Raw genomic sequence first — 24,154 nt, 5'->3', positions numbered from 1 at the left:
AACCGTTTCATTTGTACTAAATAGCTAATTTATTTAACAACACCGAGATTTATCTGCCTTTTACGCCCAAAAGATACCAATTTAGCGGCGCATACATATTTTTTAATTTGCTTAAGTAATAAAATTTGAGTCAAAATAACGCTATTAAACAGCACATTCACCATGTAACTAATAAAAAAGAGTGATAATGCCAATACAATTCAGTATTAATGAACATAGTTATTTACAACCAATTAATAACAAATTGCTAGCAGAAAAAAACATTACGTTAAACATCAAGCGTGATGATTTATTACACCCTGTTATTAGTGGTAATAAATGGCGTAAGCTCAAATACAATTTAGCTCGCATGCAACAACAAGGTAAAACAGAATTACTGACTTTTGGTGGGGCTTTTTCAAATCATATTCACGCGTGCGCAGCCGCGGGGAAAGAATTTAACCTAGTAACCCACGCAATTGTTAGAGGCCCTGAACTTGATCTCAATAATCCAACGTTAAAATTTGCAAAGCAATGTGGCATGCGATTACATGTAGTGAATCGATTAGAGTACCGACAACGAAATGAGAAAGCATATTTAACAGCATTACAGGCACGATTCCCCAATGCATATATCCTACCTGAAGGAGGCACAAACGAGTTTGCTATAGAAGGATGTAAAGAACTTGCCCAAAGTTTACCTGAGCATGACTACTTAATCTGTCCTACTGGCAGTGGTGGAACCTTGGCGGGCTTAATAGAGGGCAGCTCAAGTAAAAGCACTGTATTAGGTGTTGCAGTTTTAAAGCAAGCCGACTACCTGCGAGATGAAATACGGGCTCTTAGTCCTAAAGCAAAATCACAAAGTAATTGGCAGTTACTTACACAGTTCCATGATGGCGGATATGGTCGCTTTACTACTGAGCTATGGCAGTTTTGCCAGTACATGCAGCAGCAATATCAGTTACCACTAGAGCCTATTTACAGCGGAAAAATGATGTATGCACTTTGGCAGCTCATTAACAACGACTACTTTCCCCCTGGCAGCAAAATTATTGCTGTTCATACAGGAGGGCTGCAAGGTTTGGACGGGCTAAAATATCGTGGACTTGTTTAACTAGCTAATGAAATGCAACTTGAGTGAAGTCGGGTAGTAATCCAGAGAAATACCCTCCTTGTGCAGTACTAACACCTATCACTTTTAAAAATTGCAATTCTTGATACGTTTCTACACTCGAGGCCACCACTGGCAAACTTAATAATTTACCAATATGCACAATTCCCCTGACAGATTTCTGCTGTAAATAATTATGATCTATGCCATGAACAAGTTCATGGGCCAAATTAAGCCCCGCTATTTGCTTGTTATGGGTGAAGTTAAATATGCTCTTACTACTTCTAACCTCATCAATAACGATATTAAAGTTGAGCGCTGTTATGGTCGAAAAAGCAGCCTGCAATCGATCTTGGCTATTTAAGAAATCAGCCTCATTTATCAAAAACTGTAACGTATGAAGGCTTTTCAACTCACTCATATGTTTACTTAGCCAACACCAAAACTCACTATTAAACCAGTTTTTAGGATGCAATTTAATACTAATAACAGACGATGACTTTTCTACTAGCAGCAACTTTTTAACTTGTATAACAACCGCTTGGTCAAGTAGTAACGCCTCATCCTCATTGTAAAACTGGCTTATATAATCTTGATTAAATAATTGTTTATTTGCCTTATCGCTACTTTTAATTAAAACATGATGTTTGATAATAGCGCCGCTATCCAACTCGTATACAGGTTGAAATAAAATCGCTAATTTTTGTTTTTCAACTCGCTGCGTAACAGGGTTTTTATTAAGCATTTGAAGATGGCTGCAATTGATTGCCAATTGATGATAATGCTGCACTCTACTTTGCATTGATAGTGTGAGTGACGATCTGGCAAGCTGATACACCATCACCTGATCAGCATTCGAGTAGTAAGTACACAAACCTAACTTTATACTCTCGTCAGCCACTCTAGGGGCTAAAATATGGGCTGCATTAAGCATGTATTGATGTAAGTATTTAGCGCAACTTTTTTTATCAATTGCACTAACCCCTGTGAAAGTAAAAGCAAACTTACCCGCTGTTAATTGCTTAACGGATATTACAGCAGTATTGGTAAAGTCTTTTGCTAGCAATACTTTAAGAGTCGCTGGTAAGTCCGTGTTTGTATCAAAATGGCATTCGCATTGAATGAGCGCAAATATATTATAGCCAATTATTTTCTGCTCCTTGACTACGTTTTCTAATACCGGTTGTGTAGGCTTTATTCTAGGCGTATGGCATACCTTTTTATAACCATCGTTTTGCTTGCGCTTCAACGTCACTGAACTATTTTTGGTCGCTTTAAACAATATAAAGCGCCTAGCAGCAAAAATAATGGCCAAAATAAACATATTCATTATTATAAATAGGTAGTTATAGGCATACCAGGTAGGCCATGAATATAACAGAATCCCTTTTGAATTAGCGCTGAAATAGTGCTTTTTCTGCTTTATATAAACAGAAACTTTATCTGGAGCCAGGGTAAAAGGTGTATTAGCTAAAAGTTGCTGCTCATTGGCTAACGGCTGCTGCAGTTGCTTAGCGAGCTCTATACCTGTTTGCTTATTTTGATGTTGTAAAACTAAATTTAAACCACTATTAAAAATAATAAATAGCATAAAACACAGAGCGTAAAATAAGGCACTAACGTAATTGGAAAACTGAAACTGACTGGCTTTCATAACTTACCCGCTCATTAAATAAGTTATTAAAGTGTTGTCTACTATTTGCAATTGCACAAGCCAATAATAAAAGTTTAGTAGCTGTTTTATTGTTAATACTTAATGTTTATAAACATTATATTTAGTGGTCAACAAAATTAGTAATGGCTTCATCTTTGTGCGCATAAATGGGAGTGCCGCCCTGCTTTGAAAACCTTAAAGCTATTTACAGCTTTTTAATGAGGAGTATTTACTCACTCAGCTGAGGATAAACGAGAGGGATAGTAATTATTATCAATAAAAAAAGCCCTGATTACTCAGGGCTCTTTTTTAATACTTTTTAAACTAAAAAGTTGGAAATTAGAACGGAATATCGTCATCAAAGTCGATTGTTGGTTCCATTGGATTTGATGCGCCACCTTGCGGTGCATTTTGCGGCTTAGGAGCAAACCCGCCTTGCTGTTGTGGTGCATTATTTTGCTGAGGTGCAAAACCACCTTGCTGCTGTGGTTGATACTGGTTGTTTTGTTGCGGCGCTGGCTGCTGGGCAGGTGCAGATTGTTGCTGTGGAGCATAACTGCCTTGCTGACTATTTTGGCCTTGGTTATTTTGACCATAGCTACCGCTTTGCTGTCCGCCTTGGTTACCTTGATAACCGCCACTTTGTTGACCACCTTGGTTACCTTGATAGCCACCACTTTGTTGGTCGCCACCACGTGCACCTAACATTTGCATTTGACCAGTAAAGCCATCAACAACAATTTCTGTAGTGTACTTTTCTTGGCCTTGTTGGTCAGTCCATTTACGAGTTTGAAGTTTACCTTCTACGTAAATTTGTGAACCCTTGCGGCAGTATTCGCCTACAATTTCAGCTAATTTGCCAAAAAATACCACACGGTGCCACTCAGTTTTATCAACCATTTGGCCAGTGTTTTTATCTTTATAGCTGTCTGAAGTTGCTAAGGTAATATTTGCTACGCCATTACCATTAGGCATGTAACGAACTTCAGGATCTTGCCCTAAATTACCAACCAAAATTACTTTGTTCACACCGCGTGCCATGGAACCATCTCCTATAAACGTTAGATTAAACCAGCCACTCTTCGGGCTTGGTCTAGGTCAAATTCTTTATCATTAATCTTTAAGTAGCTTCGACTTTCATCGCGAACTACGGTTGCTTCTATTACGCCGGGTAAAGCAACTAACTGAGAAGCTAATGTTTGTGCCTGCTCTTCAGAATCTAATTGGGTCATTAAACTAATAACTTTGCTTTTCGGTGGGACTTGCATTTTCCACGCAATAATAAGCCATATTACCCCAACAAGTGCCGCCGCCGCAAACACAGCTTGCGTACTGGTGGTTTGTGCTACATACCCGCCTAACATACCGCCTAAAAAAGCCCCTAAGAACTGGCTAGATGAATACCCACCCATAGCGGAGCCCTTTTGGCTTGCTGGAGCAATACGCGACACAAGAGCCGGCATAGTGGCTTCTAAAAAGTTAAAAGCAACAAAATATAACAGCATACAAACCGCAATGCCAACAACGCTATTGGCCCATATCGACATACTTAACATACTTATTATTAAGACCATCACTGAACCAATAAACGCCTGTTTTTCTTTCTCTTTTTTAATTGCCACTATCATTACTGGCACCATCAAGAAAAACGCTAAAAATAAAACAGGAATATAAAGCTGCCAATGGTTTTCAGCCACAAGTCCATCTTTAATTAGTTGACTTGGAAATACTACAAAAATAGTCGTCAATGTTAAATGCAGCAATAATACACCTGCATTTAGACGCGCAAGCTGCGGATGTTTAATTAGCTTTTTAATGTCACTAAAGCTGGCAAGTGTATCGCCTTTAGGGGCTTTGTTTATTGCACTGGGTACCAGCATAGTGACAATAAAAATACCTAATAAAGCCAGTATAGCAGTTAACCAAAACACTCCGGCTATACCCCATGAAGCTGCCACTATAGGTCCAAGTAGCATAGCGAAGGCAAAGCTCATACCTATGCTCATGCCAATAACTGCCATTACTTTTGGTCGCTGTTCGTCACGACTTAAGTCTGATGCAAACGCTAACAATGCGCTGGCGATAGCGCCCATACCTTGCAAGGCACGCCCTACCGTTACCATTTGTATGGACTCAGCTAAAGCCGCAACTACTGAACCCAAGGCAAATACAAGCAAACCACCTACAATTACTTTTTTACGGCCAATTTTATCAGACAGTCGCCCCATAGGTATTTGTAATACGGCCTGCGTTAAACCATACGCACCAATTGCAAAACCTATCCATAAAGGTGAAAAGCCTTCAAGCGATTGACCATAAATAGCTAAAACAGGCATCAGCATAAACAAGCCGAGCATTCTAAATGCAAACACACTCGCTAACGATACGGCGGCGCGTTTCTCTCGTGAATTAAGTGAAGATGCGGTCATTATTTGCGTGATCTTACTGTGTGAAAAAATTAGGCAAGGATTCTATCACAAGCTTGGCAATAATTAATCGTCTATAACTAAGGATTTTTTCAATGATCAAGGATTAATATTGCAGCGTATTATGCGATACTGAACAAATAATTTTGGCAATAAACGAGATAGCATGGAAAACATTGAAGTCCGAGGCGCCCGCACGCACAATTTAAAAGACATCAGCCTAACCATCCCACGTGATAAACTAATTGTTATCACTGGCTTATCTGGTTCAGGAAAGTCATCACTTGCATTTGATACGCTTTATGCAGAAGGGCAACGCCGGTATGTTGAATCACTCTCTGCTTATGCAAGGCAGTTTTTGTCATTAATGGAAAAACCTGACGTAGATCATATTGAAGGCCTTTCCCCTGCTATTTCCATTGAACAAAAATCAACCTCGCATAATCCCCGCTCAACCGTGGGAACCATTACTGAAATCTACGATTACCTGCGTTTAATGTTTGCACGGGTTGGCGAACCTCGCTGTCCAACTCATGATTTACCACTCGCAGCGCAAACAATTAGCCAAATGGTCGATACCGCATTAGCGCTGCCTGAAGGCACTAAGTTAATGCTACTTGCCCCTGTTGTTAAAGATCGTAAAGGTGAGCATGTAAAACTATTAGAGCAACTTGCCAGTCAAGGCTACATTCGTGCTCGTATAGATGGTGAAGTATGCGACTTATCCGATCCACCACCGCTAGATTTACATAAAAAGCATACTATTGAAGTCGTGGTTGATCGCTTTAAAGTAAAAGACGGCCAGCAACAGCGTCTTGCGGAATCATTCGAAACGGCACTAGAAATGTCAGGCGGCGTTGCCAACATTGCTTTTATGGACGATAGCAATGCTGAAGAAATGCTGTTTTCAGCAAATTTTGCCTGTCCAACCTGTGGCTATGCGATGACCGAACTTGAACCGCGTTTATTTTCGTTCAACAATCCTGCAGGGGCTTGTCAAAGCTGTGATGGTTTAGGCGTAAGACAATACTTTGACCCTAATCGCGTGGTCCATAATCCTGAAATAAGTTTAGCTGGCGGTGCAATTAAAGGCTGGGATAAACGCAGCTTTTACTATTATCAAATGTTGCAAGCAGTTGCACAGCATTACGATTTTGATTTAGATGTTCCTTATCAAGAGCTTGCAAAAGAACATAAGAAAATTATTTTAGATGGCTCTGGTGACACTAAAATTGCATTTAATTACCGTAATGACCGCGGTGATTTAATTACACGTAATCATGTATTTGAAGGCGTGTTAAACAATATGAACCGCCGCTACCGTGAAACTGAATCAAACTCAGTTCGTGAAGAACTAGCCAAGTATCAAACCAGCCAAGCCTGCCCTAGTTGTCAAGGCTCACGTTTGCGCCAAGAAGCACGCAATGTATTTATTGGTCAAACTAACTTACCAACCATTACGCATATGAGTATTGGTGAGGCGATGGGCTTTTTTGAAGGCTTGCACCTAACTGGGCAAAAAGGCCAAATTGCCGAGAAAATTTTAAAAGAAATTCGTGATCGTCTATCGTTCTTAATTAATGTAGGCCTAAATTACTTATCACTTGAGCGTAGCGCCGACACACTTTCAGGCGGTGAGGCACAGCGTATTCGCTTAGCGAGTCAAATTGGTGCTGGGTTAGTGGGTGTTATGTATGTACTGGATGAACCTTCAATTGGTTTGCACCAACGTGATAACGACCGTTTATTGAAAACCTTAGTTCATTTACGCGATTTGGGTAATACCGTTATTGTTGTAGAACACGATGAAGACGCCATTCGTGCCGCTGATCATATTATTGATATTGGTCCAGGTGCTGGCGTACATGGCGGCCATGTTATTGCTCAAGGTACACGCGATGATATTTTAGCAAGCAAAGACTCGGTTACCGGCCAGTTTTTATCGGGCGTACGTAAAATAGAAATACCTAAAGAGCGCCATGCTACTAACGATAAATGGTTAGAGCTGTTTGGTGCTACTGGTAATAACTTAAAAAATGTTGATTTAAAAATACCTTTTGGCTTAATGACCTGTATTACCGGCGTATCTGGCTCGGGTAAATCTACACTCATTAACGACACCTTATTTAAACTTGCCCACACAGAACTCAACGGCGCAACTACTGCTGAAGCAGCTCCTTATGGGTCAATTGCTGGACTTGAGCACTTTGATAAAGTAATTGATATTGACCAAAGTCCTATTGGCCGCACACCGCGTTCAAACCCTGCCACTTATACTGGTATTTTCACCGGCATTCGTGAGCTGTTTGCGGGTACTCAAGAAGCCCGTTCACGTGGTTACAAAGTGGGTCGCTTTAGCTTTAATGTTAAAGGTGGCCGTTGTGAAGCGTGCCAAGGTGATGGTGTTATTAAAGTAGAAATGCACTTCTTACCAGACGTATATGTACCATGTGATGTGTGTAAGGGTAAACGTTATAATCGCGAAACCTTAGAAGTACAATATAAAGGCAAAAACATCAACCAAGTGCTCGACATGACCGTTGAAGATGCCCATGACTACTTTGATAAAATACCGGCTATAGCACGTAAACTTAAAACCCTAATGGATGTTGGACTTTCTTATATTCGTTTAGGCCAAGCCGCTACAACACTTTCTGGTGGTGAAGCACAGCGAATTAAGTTAGCACGTGAGCTCTCTAAGCGTGATACTGGAAAAACATTATACATTCTTGATGAGCCAACAACGGGACTTCATTTTGCTGATATTGAACAGTTATTAGTGGTGCTTCATCGTCTACGCGATCATGGCAATACCATTGTAGTAATTGAGCATAATTTAGATGTAATAAAAACTGCCGATTGGATCGTTGATTTAGGCCCTGAAGGTGGTGCTGGCGGCGGTGAAATACTGATTGCAGGTACACCAGAAGAAGTGGCGGAATGTCAGCGCTCACATACTGGGCACTACTTAAAACCGCTATTAAGTAAATAGCGGTAATACACTTTGAGGAAAGCCAGTGTTAAGGTATTTAAAAATTGCAAAATGGCGTGTTAATAAGAGGCTGCATAAGCTCTTAAAATATATAAAGACGCATAAGGTGTCTATAAATAACCACATAAAGCCGATATGGTTTAAGCTTAGTACCGCACAAAAGCTTTATTTAACTGCAATTATAGCTTTAATTTTTTTTCAATCTGGATCTTTGTGTGCGCTTTTAACAATGAGCGCCTTGGTCATTGAATTTTGGCCAAAGTTTATTAAACTTTGGCACTCTTTGGCTGGTAAAGCTTTAATTCTTCTTTTTTATGCGACGATTGCTAACTTCGTGTTGGCTAGCGCGAGTAGTATCGTAAATGAAGTGGCATTAGTTTCTGCTGAAGATTTTAACTACACTCACAACTTCGCTACTTTGCTTTACTTACCTCCTTCGGCGCTATTGATTACAGTAATAACTTTACTTCTATTACAGTTACTTTTACCCTTGTATATCATTGCATTGCTATTAATAAAGCCATTTGGCTCAAAGCAAGTTAAGTTCATCAGTCAAAGCTATTCCCCGCTGTTAACCGCTGTAGTAAGATTTTTTTTAACAATTTTTGTATTTATTAATTTAGCTGCTTTAGCTGAAGGTATCAGTACTGACGCACTTATAGAGAAGTTACAAAACCTTGGCTCTAACAGCTCTATTGAAACAGCATCGACTAAGAATCAAAAGCTGGCACCTAAAACAAATTCAGGGCCCAATGCCAAATTCAACCCTCAATTAGACAAAAAAGAGAGTGACTCTACACCAGTATCATCAATTAAAGCTAAGAGTTATTTTGAATTGAGCAAATGGCTAATCGCAGAGTTTGCCTTCAACTTTGAAGCTAATACCCACTCTAGATGTAAGAAAGCAGTAAGTAGTAAAGTGATAGAACTCAATGATTATGAAATTGTTGAAATAACGCCTGATCAAAGTATGCCTTATGGCTATCAATTTATAGTTAGAGCCTGTGAATCTGCCGGTATTTCAGCTATAAAACATTAAAATATAATGCCGCTAAATTAGCGGCATTTTTGTATCTGCAAAAAAAACAGGCTTATGGGCGTGGAATAAACCCAACCGCATCATAAACTGCTTTTAATGTTTTCTCAGCACGGGCACTGGCTTTCTCTGCACCCATTTTCATAATGTCATTTAATAACGTTTGGTCTTCACGTATTTCTTTAAAACGAGCCTGAATTGGCTCTATCATGCTGACAACAGCTGCTGCGGTGTCTTTTTTCAAGTGACCATACATTTTATCTTCGTATTCAGGGACTAGCTCTTCAATTGAACGCTTAGTCGCAACACTTAATAAGGTAAGTAAGTTAGAAACACCTGGCTTTTCACTACGATCAAAATAAATGCGTGCTTGTTCGTCTGAGTCGGTAACCGCTTTTTTAAGCTTTTTCTCAATCTTTTTAGGCTCATCTAATAGCATGATGTAACCATTTGGGTTTTCATCAGATTTAGACATTTTCTTCAGCGGATCTTGCAAGCTCATAACTCGCGCACCAAACTCAGGAATATAAGGTTCTGGCAGCGTAAAAATGTCGCCATATACATTATTAAAACGATTCGCAATATCACGAGTTAACTCTAGGTGCTGCTTTTGATCTTCGCCAACTGGTACTTTATCAGCTTGGTATAATAAAATGTCAGCTGCTTGCAAAGCTGGATAAGCAAATAAACCCACATTAATATTATTTGCATGCGTTGCCGACTTATCTTTAAACTGGGTCATGCGATTAAGCTCACCCATTTGCGCATAACAGTTTAATACCCAACCAAGTTGTGCATGTTCTGGCACTTGAGATTGAACAAATAATGCCGCTTTTTCTGGGTTAATGCCACACGCCGTATATAAAGCAACACCATCTAAAACGCGAGCACGTAGTAACTCAGGGTCTTGGCGTACAGTAATTGCATGTAAGTCGGCAAGCATAAAGTAGCTATCATATTCTTCCTGTAGCTTAACCCACTGGTTAATAGCGCCAACATAGTTGCCTATTGTCATACCACCGGTTGGCTGCATGCCACTTAATACTACTGGTTTACTCATGATTTTCCTTTATTTTTACTTAATTTGAAATGCTTAACGCTGCGTTAGTGTCGGTATTATAGCTAAGAAGTTATCGCATAGGTACTGTGGATTATAATCCCCTAGCTGCTCTCCTTGATGATACCCATAAGTAAGGGCTATCACATCAATACTAGCAGCTTGTGCTGCCAGTATGTCACTCTTTGAATCACCGATCATAATGGCTTTATCTGGCGAAATATTCAATGCATTACAAGCAAATAAGAGTGGCTCAGGTGACGGTTTTTTTGCCATATCGTCACCGCAAACAATTACTTCAAAATGACTGCGAATAGCCAGTTTATCTAAAAGTAGTTCAGTAAAGCGGCGTGCTTTATTGGTAATAAGTGCTTTGGGCATACCACTGAGAGCAGCAAGGCCCGTTTCAACATGCTGATATAATACGCTGTATTCACCAACCTGCTCACTGTAATGTTGATAAAACAGGTTGATAGCTCGTTCGCTTAAAGCCTCATCGAGGTGCTCACTAATTTGCATATCACCGCATAGAGCTCGCTTTACTAACACCTCTATGCCATTACCTACCCAGCTTTCAACTAATCGCTGACTAACTATGGGAAACGCTAAATCACTTAGCGTAAGATTTAAGGCCATATATAAGTCATACACGCTGTCAACTAGCGTGCCGTCTAAGTCAAATAGTGCCGCATCATATTTCATTACTTAATACTTTCTAATTGTTGGCGCATTTCATCAATTACGCTTTTATAGTCAGGCTGATTAAAAATAGCAGAGCCTGCAACAAACATGTCAGCACCCGCTTCAGCCGCCGCTGCAATATTATCTACTTTAATACCGCCATCAACTTCTAGGCGAATATCACGCCCAGAATCAATAATGCGTTGCTTTGCCTCTCGCAGTTTCTCAAGTGTTTGTGGAATAAAACTTTGCCCACCAAATCCAGGGTTCACCGACATTAATAAAATAACATCTATTTTATCCATTACATGATCAAGGTAGCTTAAACTCGTTGCAGGATTAAAAACTAGACCTGCTTGGCAACCTTGATCTTTTATCAATTGTAAAGTGCGGTCAATATGCTCACTGGCTTCTGGATGAAAGGTAATAATTGACGCCCCCGCCTCGGCAAATTGTGGAATTAAACTATCTACCGGTTTCACCATTAAATGAACATCAATAGGAGCTTTAATCCCGTAATCGCGAAGTGCTTTACACACCATTGGGCCTATTGTTAAGTTAGGTACGTAATGGTTATCCATTACATCAAAATGGACAACATCAGCCCCTGCAGCTAAGACTCTGTCAACATCTTCGCCAAGGCGTGCAAAGTCTGCGGATAAAATTGAGGGCGCTATTAAGTATTTTTGTTCACAATTGAGCATTGCTAATCCATTAATGAATAATTTATGGCGTTAATGTAACTTAATTAACGATGTTACCCAAGTAACACCTTTAAAAATAACGCTAAATTAGCAACGCTAGCGACTAACTGTTATTAACTATAACAACGACAAAGCGCGTGAGCTAAAAGGATAAATCACGCTTATAAACAAATTTTGCGGCATGACTAGCTTTGAATATAGCTAAAAATAAAGTGTATTATTTAAGCAAGTTTGTTATGCTTCGCGAAGAACTAAATTATTAGGTTTATATTATGCGTGTTTTTAAAATTGGATTATTAATCACGTCGGTAAGTGTCATTATTGGAGCTGCGTCGCTTTCTTCAAATACTGAGCAAGAATTAAGTTCAGCCAACACTTGTCTTCATAAAGATCAAACTAACGCTATTAATCATAGCGCAAATCGCTGCATTCAAATTCAAGAAGACTCTTCTTGGGCTTCTTGGCTAACCGGCAATAGCCGCAGTGCCCAGTTTCATTACCTAGATTTCCTAGAGTTATTAACAGGTACTGACGACAACCACAAGCCATCTTCAATCAAACCATTATTTTAATTAATGCAGCATTTCTTAAGCGCGTTACAAAGTGTGCTAGCGGCATTTTTTGGTGTGCAATCTGAAGATAAGCGTCAAACAGACTTTAAACACCACTCCCCTATTACATTAATAGCTATTGCCGTGATACTTTTTGTTTTATTTGTACTGGCTATTTACGCAACCGTGACTACGGTGCTAAGTACATAGCCATTAGCTCATCTACTTTATTTCGTGAACCGCCTTTTGGGCTAATCGTGCGTTTAACCTGAATTTTATCCAAAGAAGCTTGGCTGTAAATTTTGCGTGTCCATACCGTATCGTGATTTGAAATAAGGACTGGCGTATTATTCTCAAAAGCTGCTTGCTCAGCTAAGTTCGCTAAATTAGCCTGATCATCCAAATTAAATCCGCCTTTTGCATACGAGGTAAAAGATGCAGTTTTACTTAATGGCACATAAGGCGGATCGCAGTAAATCACTGCATTTTTAGGCACCAGCTTGAATACATCATCATATCCTAGGCAAGTAAATGTAGCTTGTTGCGCTTTGCTAGCAAAAAAGTACATTTCTTTTTCAGGAAAATAAGGCTTTTTATATTTACCAAAAGGTACATTAAAAATGCCCTTTAAATTATAGCGGCATAATCCGTTATAACCATGGCGGTTCATATATAAAAATAAGATGGCTCGCTCATACACATCACTGCTTTGATTAAACTGCACACGATAATCATAATACGCATCTGAGTGGTTGTTTAAATCAACAAAAAGCTTTTTAGCATCACTAATGAACTCATCAGGCGAACGTTTGAGCTCTTTATATAAATTGATTAAATCAGCATTAATATCGTTGAGTACATAGTGTTTAAAATTGCTATTTAAAAACACTGAGCCCGCACCAACAAAAGGTTCAACCAAGGTATCAGCATGCTTACTTGCTTGATTTAGTCGCGCGTTAATATCTTCAACGAGGCTGTATTTTCCGCCAGCCCATTTAAGGAAGGCTCTACTCTTTTGCTGCATTGGCTCTTTACTTCAATTCGGTGTTGCGCGATTTTACACTAAAGTTACTGAGTTTACTGATCAACTCGTGCAATTTCTTGTTTTATTTTACTAATTTTTTTATAGAAAGGTTTATTTTTTCTAACCTCAGCAGGAAGTACTTGCAGTGCTTGTTTTGCCTCATTTAAGCTAACAAAGCTGCCTGTAGTTACTACCCACCACATTTTACCATTTCGTTTAGTTTGGTAGGTATTAGTGATATTTTCTAGCTCATGTTCAACAATAAACTCATTTCCTACCTGCTGCTGAGTTACAGCTAAGAGTTGAATAACAAAATTATCCTCAGGTTGTTGTAAGTACCAATTACTGGGTATTTTTACTATTGGGTTTTGCAGCTTTGTTTGTGCAGGTTTAGTAACCGGTTTTTCTTCAACGGGTTTTGATGCCGGCTTTTCCTGTTCAACAACATTCGTTGATTCCGTTAAGCTCCCAACAATCGCTGGAACATTGTTATTGGTTTTTTGGGTAGGCTTTTGAAAGACAGCTGCTGGCGGCTCACTACTTAAAGGCACTGGCTTCTGTGGTTTATTTTCAATAGCTTGCTCAGTTGTAATGGCGGTTGATAGCACTTGCTCATCAATTTGGCGATTAGCATTTTCCCACCACTGGGTCATATCGGCTTTGTACACAAGACCAATAATCAACAGCATAATTATTAATAACAATGTGAGCAGCTGTAATCGCCAAGATACCTTATCTTTAACGACAATATCTGCAACCTGCTCGCTTGGCTGCCAGGCTAATAACAGGCTTGGGTTACCTTGAGCTTCAACTAAAAAAGTTTGAAAGACAGGATCTTCGTCATAGGGTAGGCTCGTAAAGTACCACCCCATAAGCTGCTTACTTTCAGCTATATTTAATGGTTCTAAATGAATATTTACTGCATCTTTAAAGGGTAATTTAGACTGTGATGCAATCATAATATAAAGCACATTAGGTGCATTTTTTGATAGTAGCTCAAGCTCTGCGATTAGCTCTTCGGATAGGTGCCTGCCGCCATCAACAACCCACAAGCACGCCCCACATTGTTGTTGTTTCGCTAATTGATAATAGTTTTGCGATAAGCTTAGATTGTGATCAATTAAAGGGGCGTTAAAACTTTGCTCTAATAACTGAGTCATTAACTGCACATCAGTCATCTGGGCACCGACTTGCACAAATGCTTTATTAAAATCGTTATATTTATCAGTAATGAAGGTTTCAAGCAAATAGCTTTTACCTAGACCAGAGGTGCCTAATAAAACAATTAAGTTTTGACCATATTCAAATTGTAATGCGATTCTATCCACCAAAGCTGCACGGCTTGGTAAAATTTGTGACTGCATTTATTGCTCAATCAATGCTCTAACTTGATCATCTGATACATCATCAACTAATGCACATTGACCAAATTCGGTGGGTAAAATAAATCGGATAGTCCCTTTTTTATTCTTTTTATCTTTGCGCATATGCAGTAAAAATTGCTCACTGGTCATATCGTTAGGGATATCGATTGGTAAATTATACGCTGCTATTAATGTAGTAATACGCTCTAGGTCTTGCTGTGTTAAATCGTTACGAGTATGAGCAAGCTTGGCAGCAAGCACCATACCTGTAGCCACAGCTTCACCATGTAACCACACGCCGTACCCCATTTGCGCTTCTATAGCATGGGCAAACGTGTGCCCTAAATTTAACAGCGCACGCAAGCCTTGCTCTTTCTCATCTTGTGCAACGATAAGCGCTTTAATTTCACAGCATCTAAAAATAATATGCTGTAAACAGGCTTCATCTAACTGTTGTAATTGAGCGATATTTCGCTCTAAAAAAGCAAACAACTCAGTGTCGTAAATTAGGCCATATTTAATAACTTCAGCCATGCCTGCAGCAAACTCTCGGGTAGGTAAAGTATGTAGAGAACGCGTATCTATAAACACAGCCTGGGGTTGATAAAAAGCCCCTATCATATTTTTACCAAGCGGATGGTTTACTGCTGTTTTGCCACCAACGGAGGAATCTACTTGAGATAATAACGTGGTAGGTATTTGAATAAAAGGCACACCGCGCTGATAACAGGCAGCAACAAAACCAGTTAAGTCACCAACTACGCCACCACCTAATGCAATTAAGCAGGTGTCACGACCGCAATTATTTTCAAGTAAGAATGCTGATATTTTTTCAAACCAGGTAAGTGATTTATATTGCTCGCCATCTGGAATAATAAAATGAAGTGGGTTTAGCTGTGCTAATGAGTCAAGCAACTGCTGAAGATAGAGCGGTGCAATAGTGTCATTAGTAATGATGATAGGCCGACAATCACCAATATGATGGATTAGACGGCCTGTATCTTGAAGTGCAGATTGACCAATATAAATAGGATAACTTCGCTCGTCTAAATTAACAGTTAATTCAAGCATGCTGGGTTAGTCCTTTTTAATACTGGCTTTTAAAAATCCAATTTCTCGATTATTTGGTTAGCAACAACTTTCGCGCTCTGCTCATCAGTGCGTACAACAAAATCAGCTACTTCTTTATATAATGGTTCACGCTCTTCTGCTAAGCGCTCAAGTACATCACGAGGTGCTTCTTCTGTTTGCAGTAATGGGCGACGCTTGTCGCGTTGCGTACGTGCAACTTGCTTTTCAATCGGTGTCTCTAGGTATACAACAATACCGCGAGCCGAAAGCTTGTTTCGAACTTCTTTACTCATTACTGAGCCACCACCAGTAGCAAGAACAATACCTTGCATCTCGGTTAAATCGCCAATAACAGATTCTTCACGAAGTCTAAAGCCTTCTTCACCTTCAAGATCGAATACCCAGGCAATATCTGCGCCCGTACGACGTTCGATTTCTTGATCAGAATCAACAAATTCAAGGTGTAATTGGTCAGCGATGTGACGACCAATCGTGCTTTTGCCAGCCCCCATGGGGCCAACTAGAAATATATTACGTTTCTCAGCCATATCTTTTAGTACAAACGAACTCTAAAATTTGAAATAAAACCCCGCCTAACGACCTGGCCCCAAAATTAAGAAAGGGATTATCTCAGTAATCGGTCGGGTATTTCAAGTCAATTAGGATAAAAAGCCATATAACGAGCAATTAAACTAAATAATTACCCATTGGTTAACAAAAAAGCACCTTATTATAGGCAAATTTATCTTCTAGGGTTAAAATTTATGCAATTAAAGGCTACTACGTGTTACTTGGTAAACGCTTTTGCATAGTAATTTCACAAAAAACTCAGTTACAAGCAACATTAACGCAGTCTTAAAATGCATCCGCAGTACAGTACACAATAAAAATTATATACTGCCTAATTGTACATTTACAGAGAGTGTTCACACCAAGATAACTAAATAACATGCCAAAACCATCTAGCTTGTTGTTCAGTCTAGATAGTTTGAATAACCTGAGCCCTGAAGAGTTAATCTATCTCTGCAGAATTCAGGTTAGGTAATTAGTCTATTTGAATTTTAGGTGTGACAAAAATCAGCAGTTCGCGCTTTTCATTAAACTCGCTTGTGCTTTTAAATAGTCTTCCTACGTAAGGAAGGTCGCCCAATAAAGGTACTTTTTTGGTCGAATTAATAATTTGCTGTTGAAAAATACCACCCAACACTACCGTTTGTCCATTCTCAACGAGAACTTGAGTCTCAATTTGTTGCGTATCAATGGCAACAGCTGGGCCAGTTCCTGTTTGAACGGTATCACCACGGGTGTCTTGAGTAATTATTAAGTTTAAAATAACTTTGTTGTCTGGTGTGATATGAGGTGTCACCTCTAAACTCAACACTGCTTTTTTAAAGCTTACGGTTGTTGCGCCACTCGAAGCAGATTCAACATAGGGGATCTCAGTACCTTGCTCAATGCGTGCTTTTTGCTGGTTAGCAGCAGTGATACGCGGACTCGCTATAATTTCACCCTTATTCTCTTCTTCGAGCGCGGTTAATTCTAAATCAATTAATGTTCCATTAGCTAGTTTGGCTATATGCATACCAATACTTGCCGATGGATTCGCTACAGGTAAATTAACATTGAGTCGATCTGTAAGACTCGGAATATTTCCATTAGAAATTGTTTCAGCACCTTCTAATGTACCAGAAACACCATCAGAACCTTGCTGATCACTGAACCCCCAACGAACGCCTAAGTCTTCGGTTACATTATCACGAACGGTTACCATGCGCGCCTCTATAACCACTTGTTTGACGGGGATGTCTAAGGTTTCGACCATGCGGCGAACACTTTCAATACTTTTCGCGGTGTCTTTCATTAGTAGCGTATTGGTTCGCTGATCAACAGACACGCTGCCTCTCGCTGTAATAATACTATTGGTATCTGTTTTTAGTAAGTCGGCAAAATCTTCTGCTTTGGCGTAATTTAAACGGATGTATTCGCTATATAGTGGCTCTAAATCCTCCACTTGTTGCTTTGCTTTTAACTCTTTTGCTTCACGGGCAGCAAGCTCTTCAGATGGCGCTACCATTAAAATAGAGCCATCCATACGTTTGTCTAAACCTTTTATTCTTAGCACTACGTCTAACGCCTGATCCCAAGGAACACCATCTAAGCGAAGGGTAATGTTGCCAGTCACCGAGTCACTAGTTACCAAGTTAAAGTCATTGTAGCCCGCAATAATCTGTAATACAGCACGCACAGAGATATCCTGAAAGTTAAGCGTCATAGGACGGCCTAAGTACTCTTTACCTCCATCTAAGAATCCATTTTGAGTCTCGTCTTTCTCAACCGTTAAGGTAAAAATATTTTCTATTTGCTGATACGTGTAAACAAAAGCTTTATTAGGTTCAATTACAATGCGTGTCAGATTATCTTCCTTAAACGTTTCTATACTGCTCACCACAGTACCAAAATCGAGTACGTCTAATTCATACAATAAGTCATCTAAAATATCGGTATGGTGAAACTCTGCAATGATTTTCCCGCCACTTTCATGAACCTCGATAGCAGCCTGTGTATCTTGCAGATAAACAAGTACTTTTGCTTCACCTTTTTCACCGCGGCGAAAATCAATTGCTTGAATGCCATTGATATAATTAGAGGCACGAGCAGGTGCATCTTCACTGGTTGTTACGATTTGTTTTGCTAGAGGGTTATCAGATATTCTTATTGAAAATAGGTTGTTATTAACTTCAGCCTCATAAATTTTTAATCGCTCCAAGTTAATGGTTACTTTTAAACCTGCACTGGTCATCATGCTACTAATGTTACTTATCCCTGCTTGGTTAATAACAATATTTGCCAACCCTTCATCTAGTTCAACTGCATTAAATAATAACTCTATCCGTGCCGGATTATTAAAAACTTGTACATCAGGTTGTTGCTGTAATTCTTCATCAAATACCAGCTGTAATTCGGTTTCACCTTTAAGTAATGGGTTATATCGAACGTCGTAGAGTAAAGGAGCTGCACTGACCGTTTTCATCATTAGTAATAAAAATACAAATAGCAACGTCGTTAAAATACGGTGATGCGAACACTCATCTTTATGCATATAGGGAGTACCATTTTTCTTATTAATTTGCGCCATTAGTTGCCGCCTCTAACATTTCTAATTTGGTCAAACGTTCTTTCCAACAACCTGACCCATCAGGGATTAATTCTACTAATTCAATATAGTCACTATTAACACTGCTTACTTTTCCATCATAGGTGCCTAAATAGCTTCCTATAGATACTCGGTGTAAGGTGTTATCAGCAGCTGTAATGAGCGCCCATGTATTACTGTTCGACCCTATCGTTCCCTTCATTGCTAAATTATCTAATGGGTACTTCTCCAGAGGCTGACGGACACGCTCTGGATCTGGGTGAAGACAGTTTTTAACTTGTGTTAGCTTATTTTGTATAATTTCTGGTTCTGGTGCTACAAAAGGGCTACGTATATCTTTGGCGTTATATTCAAAGTGCTCAAACTTAACTAACTCAGGTATTTTTTCAACACGTGCAGTAGTGTTTGCTTTAACCTGGTCAATAAACTCTTTTTGCTCAGATGTATCTTCATTACAACCACTGAGCAACAATATTACAACAGTTAAAAAGGGAAGTTGCTTCATCATCTTACTCCCTCTTCATAACGATAAGTTTTTGCTACTACACTGAATGTTAGCTGCTTTTCGCCAGATGATAAAATAGAAAAGTCGTGCAAACTTACTATTCTCGGCAATTGAGCCACTTTTCCTACAAATTCACCGAACTCATGATAAGTGCCTACTACTTCAATTTTAATGGGTAGCTCGGTATAGAACTCTTTTTCAACTTCTGGTAGCCAACCAATTTTTAAAAATGTTAGGCCGCTGGTTGTACCCACATAGGAAAGGTCATCTAATAATCCTGGCGTCTCATTTGAGGTAGGTAGGCGTTTTAATAGCTGAGAAAACTCATCTTCCATCTCAACCATTTGTTCACGATAAATATCGAGCTTGCTGGCAACTGCATATTTAGTTCGGTAGGTTGTGCGTAATTCTATCTCTTTGGCCACTGCGTTATGGTAGCTTTCAATTTCATCCGACACTAATAAGCTATAGCTAAAAAACAATACGAGACAGGCAACAAATGCGCCGCATATTGTTTTTACAATAACAGGCCACTCACCTATGTTATCGAGCTCTATTTCATTCCAATCTATTTCTGTAAGCGACTTAAAATCAAGGTTCATTAGGTACCTCGCCTATTTTACCAAATGGTTTTACGTAGAACTCCATATTAAAATCGCTGAGTAAACGAGAGGATTGATCGCCTGCAACAATGCCTTGCATAGTCGGGCGCTCTAAAAGATAAGAACTTTGCACCTGTCGAAGCATAGTAGACAAACGATTATTAGACTCACTTTTACCTAACACATGAATTTGGCTACCTTTACGCTCAAGCTTAGTTAAATAAACTCCAGCAGGCACTATTTTTGCCACTTCATCCATTATTTGCGTGCCTAAATTACGGCTACTTTGTAGCTCTTCAATTAAACGCATCCGTTGTTGTAGATTTTCTTTTTTCATGTCTAAGTCGCGTATATCGCGAATTTTTTGATCGAGCATTGTAATTTCTGAACTGAGATAGTTATTTTTAAGCATTTGCCCTTCTTTTAGAGCGCTATAAAATGTACTCAGCGCATACATGGTTACGAAACAAACAATAACCACTGCCATCAGCAATGTTATAAATTTCTTTTTAGACTGCTCACGCTGAAGTTCACGCCAAGGTAGTAAATTTATATGTGGCATGATGAAAAACTCCTCAACGCCAAACCAGTTGCAATCGCAAACTGAGTGCGGTGGCGCTGTATTATATTACGATCTACTCTAGGTGATATTTCCATTTTATCAAATGGTTCAACAACAACCGTGTGTATTCCTAATTCTTCGATTAATAATCTATCAACACCTTTAATCATCGCTGACCCGCCCGTCAGTACGATGTAGTCCAACTGCTCTTTGCCTGTTGTTGTTAAAAACATTTGCACAGCACGACGAACTTGCTGCAATAATGAGGTTTGAAAAGGCGCTAACACTTCAAATGTATAATTAGGCGGTAAATCACCCGTTGTTTTACCAATTTCAGCCTCATCAAAGCCTTTGTTGTAGTAAGCAACAATACTATTTGTATATTGGTCACCACCAAATACTTGGTCGCGGGTGTAAATAGTTTCACCAAATTGCACTACACTGACCAAGGTAAGCACCGCACCTATATCAACTACTGCAACGGTTTTATCAAACGCGTCTGATGGTAGCTGTTGGTAGTAAACATCCATAGCCCGGCTTAATGCATAACTTTCAACATCCACAACTTTTGCAGTTAAGTTGGCAGCACTAAGTGCGCCTACCCTCGCTTCCACACTTTCCGTTCTCGCTGCAGAAAGTAGAACATTAATTTTGCTCGGATCGGCACTGTTAGTAGAGAGTTTTTCAAAATCTAAACTGACTTCATCTAATGGATAGGGGATCAAGCTATCGGCTTCAATTTCAATCTGTGATTCTAATTCAGCGTCGCTTAAGGAAACATCCATGAAAATGACTTTGGTAATCACTGTTTGCCCTGAAACAGCAACAGCTGCAAATTTTAGTGACTTTGGAAGCTTTCGTTTTAACTTGGTTATCACATTGCCAATTGCTTCAATGTCTTGAATGTTGCGCTCGCTCATAGCGCCTTTAGGCATAGGTTCAATTGCAAGAGCTTCTAATCGAAGCCCGGTTTCTGTTTCACTTAAAAGCACGGCCTTGATAGAGTGCGATCCTATATCAATACCCACCATCATAGGTGATGGTTTTTTTATCAATTGACTTAGCATGTTTGCAACTTTGCCTTTGTTTTAATAATAAACAAGTTATAATTTATATCTTAAAAAATATTATTCAATTTTTAATCAATATATACTAGCAGTCTCAACCTGTAATTGGGAGTCCGTTTAGGGAAATATCAGTGATTTTATTAAAAAGAACTTTACAATTTTTGATCATTTGTGCATTACTTGCACTAATTACATTGCTCAGCCTTTATTACTACGTTAAATCCGATATCCCAAGCGTGCAAGTTTTAAAAAACGTTCAATTACAAACGCCTATGCAAGTATTTACCAAAGATGGGCTTTTAATCAACCAATTTGGTGAAAAAAGACGTATCCCTGTAACTATAGATCAAATTCCTGAACCTTTATTACAGGCTTTTTTAGCAACAGAAGATAACCGTTTTTATGACCATATCGGTATCGACCCAATTGGTATTGTTCGCTCAGCACTAGTACTTATTTCTACCGGTGAAAAAAAGCAGGGTGCCAGTACAATCACCATGCAGTTGGCTCGTAACTTCTTTTTAACGCGAGAAAAAGCCTATATCCGTAAAGTAAAAGAAATATTTATTGCCATCCATATCGAAAATTTACTTTCAAAAGATGAAATCTTTGAACTTTATCTAAATAAAATAGAGCTAGGAAACCGCGCCTTTGGTATTGGTGCAGCCGCTCAGGTTTATTATGGTAAAGAGCTAAAAGAGCTTACTCTTGCGCAAATGGCAATGATCGCCGGTTTACCCAAGGCGCCTTCAGCACTTAACCCTATTCGTAACCCAAAGCGAGCCAAAGCCAGAAGAAATGTAGTGTTAGGACGAATGCTAGATGAAAAGTATATTTCTAGAGCGCAGTATAACGAAGCTACGAGCCAGCCAATTACCGCCTATTTCCATGGGGCTGAAATTGACTTATATGCACCATATATTTCAGAAATGGTACGTGCTGAAATGGTGTCGCGCTACGGTATAGATAAAGCCTATAACTCAGGATTTAAAGTGTATACTTCTGTTGAGTCAAATATTCAACAGGCGGCACAAACGGCTTTGGTTAACAATTTACATGCCTATGATATGCGCCATGGATTTAGAGGCCCTGAAGCCATTTTATGGGATCCACAAACAGAGCCCACACCTTCTGATTCTAAGTTATTAAACATTTTGAAAGAGGCCAATGAACTAGGCCCTCTAAAAGCCGCTGCAGTTTTAAATGTATCAGACAAAAGCGCGGAAGTAATACTTAAAAGCGGCGAACGCACAACATTGACTTGGGATAATCTAAAGTGGGCACGTAAGTTTATCACCCGTTATCGCCAAAGCTTTGCACCTGAAGCAGCAAGCGATATATTAACGCCTGGCATGCAAATATGGCTGCGTAAAAATGATGACAACAGCTATATTTTGAGTCAAATCCCTGAAGCTGCAAGCGCCATTGTGTCTTTAGACCCACAAGACGGGCGTATAAAAGCCATTGTAGGCGGTTACAGCTTTGAACAAAGCCAATATAACCGTGCAGTGCAAGCCAAACGCCAAGTTGGCTCTAATATTAAGCCATTTATATACTCTGCTGCACTTGAAAAAGGCTACACCTTAGCGTCAATTTTAAATGATGCTCCTATAAATCAATGGGATAAAAGCCAAGGTGTCGCATGGCGACCTAAAAATAGCCCTGCCATTTATAATGGCCCTATTCGCATTCGCCGTGCTTTAGCACAATCAAAAAATGTGATTTCGGTACGTTTATTACGTGGTGTTGGCTTGCAACGTACAGCCGATCATTTACTTAAATTTGGCTTTGCAGATGAAGATATAAATCGCAGTGAATCGCTGGCTTTAGGTAGCGCATCTATTACTCCACTAGAGTTAGCTCGTGGTATGAGTACTTTTGCCAATGGCGGCCACTTAATCGAACCTTACTTTATCTCTGAAATTCAAGATGCCATGGGCAACACCTTATTTAAAACTAACCCGACTGTAATTTGTGATGATGAAGCGACAACGCCTAGCTCGCTAATGCTAAGTGAGCAAGTAGCACCAAACTGCGCGCCGCAGATCATATCTAAACAAAATGCATTTTTAATTGCCAGTGCTATGAACAGCGCAATTTGGGGGGGTGGTAGCTGGTCTCATAAAACAGGTTGGAGTGGTACAGGATGGCGTGCACAAGCGCTAAAACGTCGCGATCTGTCAGGTAAAACAGGCACTACCAATGATTCTGTAGATACTTGGTTTAGCGGCTTTAATCGCGATGTGATGACCTCTGTTTGGGTTGGTTTTGACAACCCTGGAAATACTCTGGGGCGCTCAACCTATAACAATAACTTAGGAAGTGGCCAAATATCAGGCGCAGAGTCAGGTGCTAAAACAGCTCAGCCTGCATGGGTGGATTTTATGAGAGTCGCACTGGATGGTAAACCTGCGGCACCTATCGAACCACCTGAAGGCTTAGTTTCTATTCGTATTGACTTAGAAACGGGGCTGTTAAGTCATAAAAACGATTATACCAGCCGTTTTGAATACTTTGAAAAAGGCACCGCACCTACAAAATATGTGTTAGCACAGCCAAATGATATATTTGAAGAAAACACTAAAACCGAAGAAGAGCTCTTTTAAATAAT

At 39.5% G+C, this 24,154-nt stretch carries 21 protein-coding genes; 6 read left to right on the top strand and 15 right to left on the bottom strand.

What is annotated here, in order from left to right:
• The first annotated feature begins 187 nt into the window (after positions 1-187).
• Positions 188-1,096 (top strand): 1-aminocyclopropane-1-carboxylate deaminase/D-cysteine desulfhydrase, encoded by a 909-nt coding sequence (locus P3J6_RS05920; protein ID WP_198522456.1) that lies wholly within the window; start codon positions 188-190, stop codon positions 1,094-1,096.
• A 4-nt stretch (positions 1,097-1,100) separates the two neighbouring features.
• On the opposite strand, the gene P3J6_RS05915 is transcribed toward P3J6_RS05920, so the two are convergent.
• The 3 genes from P3J6_RS05915 to P3J6_RS05905 all read right to left on the bottom strand — a co-directional run bounded on the left by P3J6_RS05915 (position 1,101) and on the right by P3J6_RS05905 (position 5,176).
• Entirely contained in the window at positions 1,101-2,747 is a 1,647-nt protein-coding gene (locus P3J6_RS05915) for an EAL domain-containing protein (RefSeq protein ID WP_198522455.1), read from the bottom strand.
• Between the two features lie 339 nt (positions 2,748-3,086).
• The gene (gene ssb / locus P3J6_RS05910) at positions 3,087-3,788 is read right to left on the bottom strand and encodes a single-stranded DNA-binding protein (RefSeq protein ID WP_008467569.1); all 702 of its coding nucleotides are present in this window, start codon (positions 3,786-3,788) and stop codon (positions 3,087-3,089) included.
• Between the two features lie 20 nt (positions 3,789-3,808).
• The gene (locus P3J6_RS05905) at positions 3,809-5,176 is read right to left on the bottom strand and encodes an MFS transporter (RefSeq protein WP_198522454.1); all 1,368 of its coding nucleotides are present in this window, start codon (positions 5,174-5,176) and stop codon (positions 3,809-3,811) included.
• 163 nt (positions 5,177-5,339) lie between these two features.
• Here P3J6_RS05905 and uvrA point away from each other — a divergent pair, with 163 nt between their 5' ends.
• Positions 5,340-8,165 (top strand): excinuclease ABC subunit UvrA, encoded by a 2,826-nt coding sequence (uvrA, locus tag P3J6_RS05900; RefSeq protein WP_198522453.1) that lies wholly within the window; start codon positions 5,340-5,342, stop codon positions 8,163-8,165.
• Positions 8,166-8,190: 25 nt separating this feature from the next.
• Positions 8,191-9,204 carry a hypothetical protein gene (locus P3J6_RS05895; RefSeq protein ID WP_198522452.1) on the top strand — a complete coding sequence of 338 codons (1,014 nt, stop codon included), beginning with the start codon at positions 8,191-8,193 and terminating at the stop codon, positions 9,202-9,204.
• Between the two features lie 52 nt (positions 9,205-9,256).
• On the opposite strand, the gene trpS is transcribed toward P3J6_RS05895, so the two are convergent.
• Genes trpS through rpe form a run of 3 tightly spaced genes read right to left on the bottom strand, consistent with a single transcriptional unit; the run spans position 9,257 to position 11,643 of the window.
• Entirely contained in the window at positions 9,257-10,261 is a 1,005-nt protein-coding gene (gene trpS, locus P3J6_RS05890; protein ID WP_198522451.1) for a tryptophan--tRNA ligase, read from the bottom strand.
• Between the two features lie 33 nt (positions 10,262-10,294).
• Positions 10,295-10,960, bottom strand: coding sequence for an HAD-IA family hydrolase (locus tag P3J6_RS05885; protein WP_075170534.1), 666 nt, complete (start codon positions 10,958-10,960; stop codon positions 10,295-10,297).
• Complete coding sequence (gene rpe / locus P3J6_RS05880; protein ID WP_198522450.1) at positions 10,960-11,643, bottom strand: ribulose-phosphate 3-epimerase; 684 nt, start codon at positions 11,641-11,643, stop codon at positions 10,960-10,962. Before rpe ends, P3J6_RS05885 begins: the two co-directional genes overlap by 1 nt.
• A 272-nt stretch (positions 11,644-11,915) precedes the next feature.
• On the opposite strand from rpe, the gene P3J6_RS05875 reads away from it, so the two are divergent.
• Positions 11,916-12,215 (top strand): hypothetical protein, encoded by a 300-nt coding sequence (locus tag P3J6_RS05875; RefSeq protein ID WP_138607184.1) that lies wholly within the window; start codon positions 11,916-11,918, stop codon positions 12,213-12,215.
• 3 nt (positions 12,216-12,218) lie between these two features.
• A complete protein-coding gene (locus tag P3J6_RS05870; protein ID WP_138607186.1) occupies positions 12,219-12,404 on the top strand; it encodes a DUF2970 domain-containing protein in 186 nt (61 codons plus the stop codon).
• Here P3J6_RS05870 and P3J6_RS05865 read toward each other — a convergent pair.
• The 9 genes from P3J6_RS05865 to P3J6_RS05825 form a co-directional block, all read right to left on the bottom strand.
• Positions 12,385-13,218, bottom strand: coding sequence for a Dam family site-specific DNA-(adenine-N6)-methyltransferase (locus tag P3J6_RS05865; RefSeq protein ID WP_198522449.1), 834 nt, complete (start codon positions 13,216-13,218; stop codon positions 12,385-12,387). The genes P3J6_RS05870 and P3J6_RS05865 overlap by 20 nt on opposite strands.
• A 53-nt stretch (positions 13,219-13,271) precedes the next feature.
• A complete protein-coding gene (locus P3J6_RS05860; protein WP_198522448.1) occupies positions 13,272-14,582 on the bottom strand; it encodes an SPOR domain-containing protein in 1,311 nt (436 codons plus the stop codon).
• Positions 14,583-15,653, bottom strand: coding sequence for a 3-dehydroquinate synthase (aroB, locus tag P3J6_RS05855; protein WP_198522447.1), 1,071 nt, complete (start codon positions 15,651-15,653; stop codon positions 14,583-14,585). It lies immediately after the preceding gene.
• A gap of 29 nt (positions 15,654-15,682) precedes the next feature.
• Complete coding sequence (aroK, locus tag P3J6_RS05850; RefSeq protein WP_008466255.1) at positions 15,683-16,201, bottom strand: shikimate kinase AroK; 519 nt, start codon at positions 16,199-16,201, stop codon at positions 15,683-15,685.
• Between the two features lie 497 nt (positions 16,202-16,698).
• Positions 16,699-18,789: a type IV pilus secretin PilQ gene (locus P3J6_RS05845; protein WP_198522446.1), complete on the bottom strand. Its 2,091-nt coding sequence runs from the start codon at positions 18,787-18,789 to the stop codon at positions 16,699-16,701.
• Positions 18,776-19,312, bottom strand: a complete 537-nt coding sequence (locus P3J6_RS05840; protein WP_171039617.1) for a pilus assembly protein PilP — start codon at positions 19,310-19,312, stop codon at positions 18,776-18,778. Before P3J6_RS05840 ends, P3J6_RS05845 begins: the two co-directional genes overlap by 14 nt.
• On the bottom strand, positions 19,312-19,914 hold the full coding sequence (locus P3J6_RS05835) for a type 4a pilus biogenesis protein PilO (RefSeq protein WP_138607198.1): 603 nt from the start codon (positions 19,912-19,914) through the stop codon (positions 19,312-19,314). Before P3J6_RS05835 ends, P3J6_RS05840 begins: the two co-directional genes overlap by 1 nt.
• On the bottom strand, positions 19,904-20,476 hold the full coding sequence (locus tag P3J6_RS05830; RefSeq protein WP_178954730.1) for a PilN domain-containing protein: 573 nt from the start codon (positions 20,474-20,476) through the stop codon (positions 19,904-19,906). Before P3J6_RS05830 ends, P3J6_RS05835 begins: the two co-directional genes overlap by 11 nt.
• Positions 20,464-21,543, bottom strand: coding sequence for a pilus assembly protein PilM (locus P3J6_RS05825; protein WP_138607202.1), 1,080 nt, complete (start codon positions 21,541-21,543; stop codon positions 20,464-20,466). Before P3J6_RS05825 ends, P3J6_RS05830 begins: the two co-directional genes overlap by 13 nt.
• Before the next feature lie 131 nt (positions 21,544-21,674).
• On the opposite strand from P3J6_RS05825, the gene P3J6_RS05820 reads away from it, so the two are divergent.
• Positions 21,675-24,149 carry a penicillin-binding protein 1A gene (locus tag P3J6_RS05820; protein ID WP_198522445.1) on the top strand — a complete coding sequence of 825 codons (2,475 nt, stop codon included), beginning with the start codon at positions 21,675-21,677 and terminating at the stop codon, positions 24,147-24,149.
• The last annotated feature ends 5 nt before the right edge of the window (positions 24,150-24,154 follow it).

This window comes from Pseudoalteromonas sp. 3J6, assembly GCF_903995135.1.
Taxonomy (GTDB): Bacteria; Pseudomonadota; Gammaproteobacteria; order Enterobacterales; family Alteromonadaceae; genus Pseudoalteromonas.
The sequence above is the reverse complement of the archived record's forward strand: the minus strand, read 5'-3'. Positions and strand labels throughout refer to the sequence as shown.